Source organism: Peribacillus sp. P4_D6, from assembly GCF_056401795.1.
Window position 1 is genome coordinate 1 of the sequence record NZ_JBFUIQ010000230.1, and the last position, 3,604, is coordinate 3,604.

Sequence of the window (3,604 nt, forward strand, 5' to 3'; positions counted from 1 at the left end):
CTTTCAGACTGTAGACAAACTCGATGAAAATCGAGTTTGTCTATTTTTATGGCTTGTTTGGACATTGATTTCCACTCCAGGCACTCGCTTTCCGCGGGCGGTCGGGGAGCCTCYTCGACTTTCGCCTGCGGGGTCTCCCCTAGACGCGCTTTTCCCGCAGGAGTCTCGTACCTTCCGTTCCAATCAACTTTGTCTTACCTTTTAGATAGAACACTTTTGCATGGAGTCATCAACAATTAAAGAGGGCTATCGCGAGTACAAATCGCCAAAACAAATTTGTGCAACATGCTCATATTTATCACGATGTACAGAAAGCAAGTAGTGACAAGGCATATCTGGCAAGCATAGCGGGAGAAGCAGATCATCTGCGTCATCAACAAGATGTAATACCTATATATGCGAAAACGATTGAGCGTGTATTCGCAGATGTAAAAGAAAATCATGGTATGCGTTGGATTACTTTAAGGGGACTTAAAAAATTGTCGATGCAAACGATGTTTACTTTCTCTRCCATTAATTTAAAGAAAGTGCCCACGTGGACATGGCGAGGTCCAAAAATGGCCTAACATGTAGGCTAGTAGAGCCGCACTCTCTTAACTTTAGGCGAAAATTCAAAGGAATTTCAATAGGGGTTCAGAGTTTTTTAATTCCGAACCCCTTTTGTCTACAGTCTGAAAGGTGAACCCCTAATGGTTCACCTTTTCGTTTTGGTTCAACTGGGCATGTGACATGACAAAAAACCACCATAAGCGGTGGCTTTACTTCCTATATGTAGAATGCAGGTTTCGACAAACTTAAATAAGTTATCTTATTTCAGAAAAATATATTCCGAAAATGAAATGACTTTTCTATTTTCATTAATGTGTTCGAGAACCAAGTTTCACGGAAATGGCTTTGGCAGCTTTCGTTACTTTGTCAATCAATTCAGGCAAGCGATCTTCCTGAAATCTTGCTTCAATCCCAGCGACACTAATACCGGCTACTATTTCACCTTTACCATTGAGTATCGGCGCACTCACCGCTTTTGTATAATCCTCCAGTTCTGATGAAGTTATCGTGTACCCATTTGATCTCGCTTCATCCATTGCATGACGGAGTTTTGTTTTATCCGTAATCGTTCCCATGGCGATTGGTTTTAATTGGATGTTTTCCAAATAATTTCCACGCTCTTCTTCTGGCAAAAACGCTAGGATGATTCGAGAATCGCCAGCGTACAATGGCGAACGCCTTCCAATGGATGTATAAAGTCGAACAGGCTGCAGGGTGTCCACCTTTTCAATATACATCGCTTCATCCTTATCCCTTACAATTAAATTCACTGCTTCTTCAACATCATCCCGTAGGTCTTTCATGATCGGATAGGCGATTGACCTGATATCCAAACGCTCCCCTACCAGTTGACCAAACTGCAGGAATATCAATCCAAGTGAATAGCGGCCATCCTCGTCCTTTGTCAAAAACCCCATTTCCTCCAAAGATCCCACCATACGGTGTAACGACGTTTTCGGCAAATTGGAAAGTTCCATCATTTCATTAAAGGTCAGTTTTGGATGATTTATGAAAAGGGTTAGGATTTGCATGGATTTCACGACCGTTTTGTTATGTGCCTGCATACAATGTCTCCTTTCATGATACATGTTTTCCTTAACTATCATTCTATTATAAAACATGGAAGAAAGGATGTAATGAAAATAACCGTATTGATTGTTTTTTAAAATGCTCTGTCTGTATTCTCATTTGATTAACCGACACTTTTTAAATTTGATCGAATCATTTTATTATCCTGAAGCCCATGGAACGAGTAATAATGTGAAATGCTGAAGCGTTTAGCGGATTAAGTTACTTAATCATTACGAAAAATCCATCCACTACAATGGCATTTTCAATATTACTTTTGTCCCTTTCCCTTCACGAGAATGAAGGATAAGGTTTCCGCCGCAAACTCTGGCTCTTTCCTCCATACTGAATAAGCCTACTCCTCGGGTAACTTTTTCGATATCAAAGCCCTTTCCTTGATCTTCTATTTCTACACGAACTTCTTCCTCTATTTCCTGGATCGTAACTGTAGCTTCCTCGGCATAGGCATATTTCCTAATATTTGTTAATGCCTCTTGAATAATACGGTAAATGGTAATTTCTTTGTTTGCATTCAGACGGCAGTTCAAATAGCATTCAAAATGGACCTTGATATGATGATGCTCTAAAAATTGCGCCACTAAARAGCGTATGGCAGGGAACAGTCCTAGATCATCAAGTACCGATGGCCTTAATTCCCAGGATAGATGCCGGAGTGATTCGATAATTTCGGTCGCTTCATCTTGCATTTGATCTAACAGGGGATGATCCATTTCTGTCTGAAGTCTGTTAATCGTTATGAGATGGCTGTATAAGTTTTGTCCGATATCATCATGAAGCTCTCGGGAAATGCGTTTTCTTTCTTCTTCCTGCACATCAATGATTTTCCCGGTCATTTTCTGAATCTCTTCTTCCGCAAGCTTACGCTGGGTCACTTCATGACGAATCGCTAAATATTGATAAGGTTTCTGGAACTCATCAAGAAATGGAACGATGGTCGTATCCACCCAATAATAAGTATTATCCTTGGTCTTATTTTTAATCTCGCCTTTCCATACTTCCCCTGATGATATTGTTTTCCAAAGATTGTTGAAAAACTCTTTCGAATGAAATCCCGAGTTAATGATCCGATGATCCTGTCCGATCAGCTCTTCTTTTGAAAACTTTGAAATCCGGCAAAATTGATCATTGACATATTTAATCGTCCCTCTTTGATCGGTTATTGCTACAATCGAGGAAGCATCCAAAGCAAATTGGAAATCGGCCATTTTATTTACGAATTTCCCCAATTCCTCTAAAACTCGTTTATATTCGGTAATTTCCTTGCGAATTGCCAGGTATTTATATGGGTTCCCTTTTTCATTTAAGAAAGGGACAATTGTGGTATCGACCCAATAATGAGTTCCATCCTTCGCTTTATTCTTGATTTCACCCCGCCAAACACTTCCTGATGAAATTGTCCGCCAAAGTTCTTGCATAAATTCCTTTGAATGATGACCTGAATTGATAATTCGGTGGTCCTTCCCGATAAGCTCTGTTGCTGAATATTTGGATACCTCACAAAATTTCTTATTAAAGTTTATTATCTTGCCCTTTTCATCAGTAAATGCAACAATCGTGGATTCATCGAGTGCGTAAATTAAATCAACCAGTTCATTGATCGGGTAGGATTGCTGCTGGTTAATCCGTGATTGGTCTTTCACTTTATGGACTACAATTAAGTAATAAAGCTCTTTCGCAAGCTGAAAGGAGTTCACCCTGAAAAAAAGCGAAAAAGCATGACCATCCCGGTGGATCCCCAACTGGTGGATAATCTCCCCTGCTCCGCTGTGTTGCAGGTTTGCCCCTGGTATAAGATTCAGAAGCTTTTCCCCGTTCAATTCATAATGTTCATAACCAAAGTTGTCATATACCTGTTGATTCGCAAAAGAGATGACTCCAGATTCATTGACAAGGATTGTCGCATCGCTGGATCCAGGCGTAACCCCTTTTTCCATTTCCAAATGTTTATTCAAGTCCATACATAATC

At 40.2% G+C, this 3,604-nt stretch carries 3 protein-coding genes and 1 pseudogene; 2 read left to right on the top strand and 2 right to left on the bottom strand.

Features of this window, described 5'->3' with window-relative positions; translation table 11 throughout:
- Both AC1DVB_RS25895 and AC1DVB_RS25900 read left to right on the top strand, forming a co-directional pair.
- On the top strand, positions 1-205 hold a 205-nt coding region (locus AC1DVB_RS25895; RefSeq protein ID WP_477591650.1), incomplete at its 5' end, for a hypothetical protein.
- 21 nt (positions 206-226) lie between these two features.
- Positions 227-566: pseudogene (locus tag AC1DVB_RS25900) on the top strand (transposase); the annotation flags it as partial.
- A 291-nt stretch (positions 567-857) separates the two neighbouring features.
- On the opposite strand, the gene AC1DVB_RS25905 reads toward AC1DVB_RS25900, so the two are convergent.
- Positions 858-1,613 (bottom strand): IclR family transcriptional regulator, encoded by a 756-nt coding sequence (locus AC1DVB_RS25905; protein WP_364280265.1) that lies wholly within the window; start codon positions 1,611-1,613, stop codon positions 858-860.
- Between the two features lie 255 nt (positions 1,614-1,868).
- Positions 1,869-3,596, bottom strand: a complete 1,728-nt coding sequence (locus tag AC1DVB_RS25910) for a sensor histidine kinase (RefSeq protein ID WP_477591653.1) — start codon at positions 3,594-3,596, stop codon at positions 1,869-1,871.
- Positions 3,597-3,604: the final 8 nt, after the last annotated feature.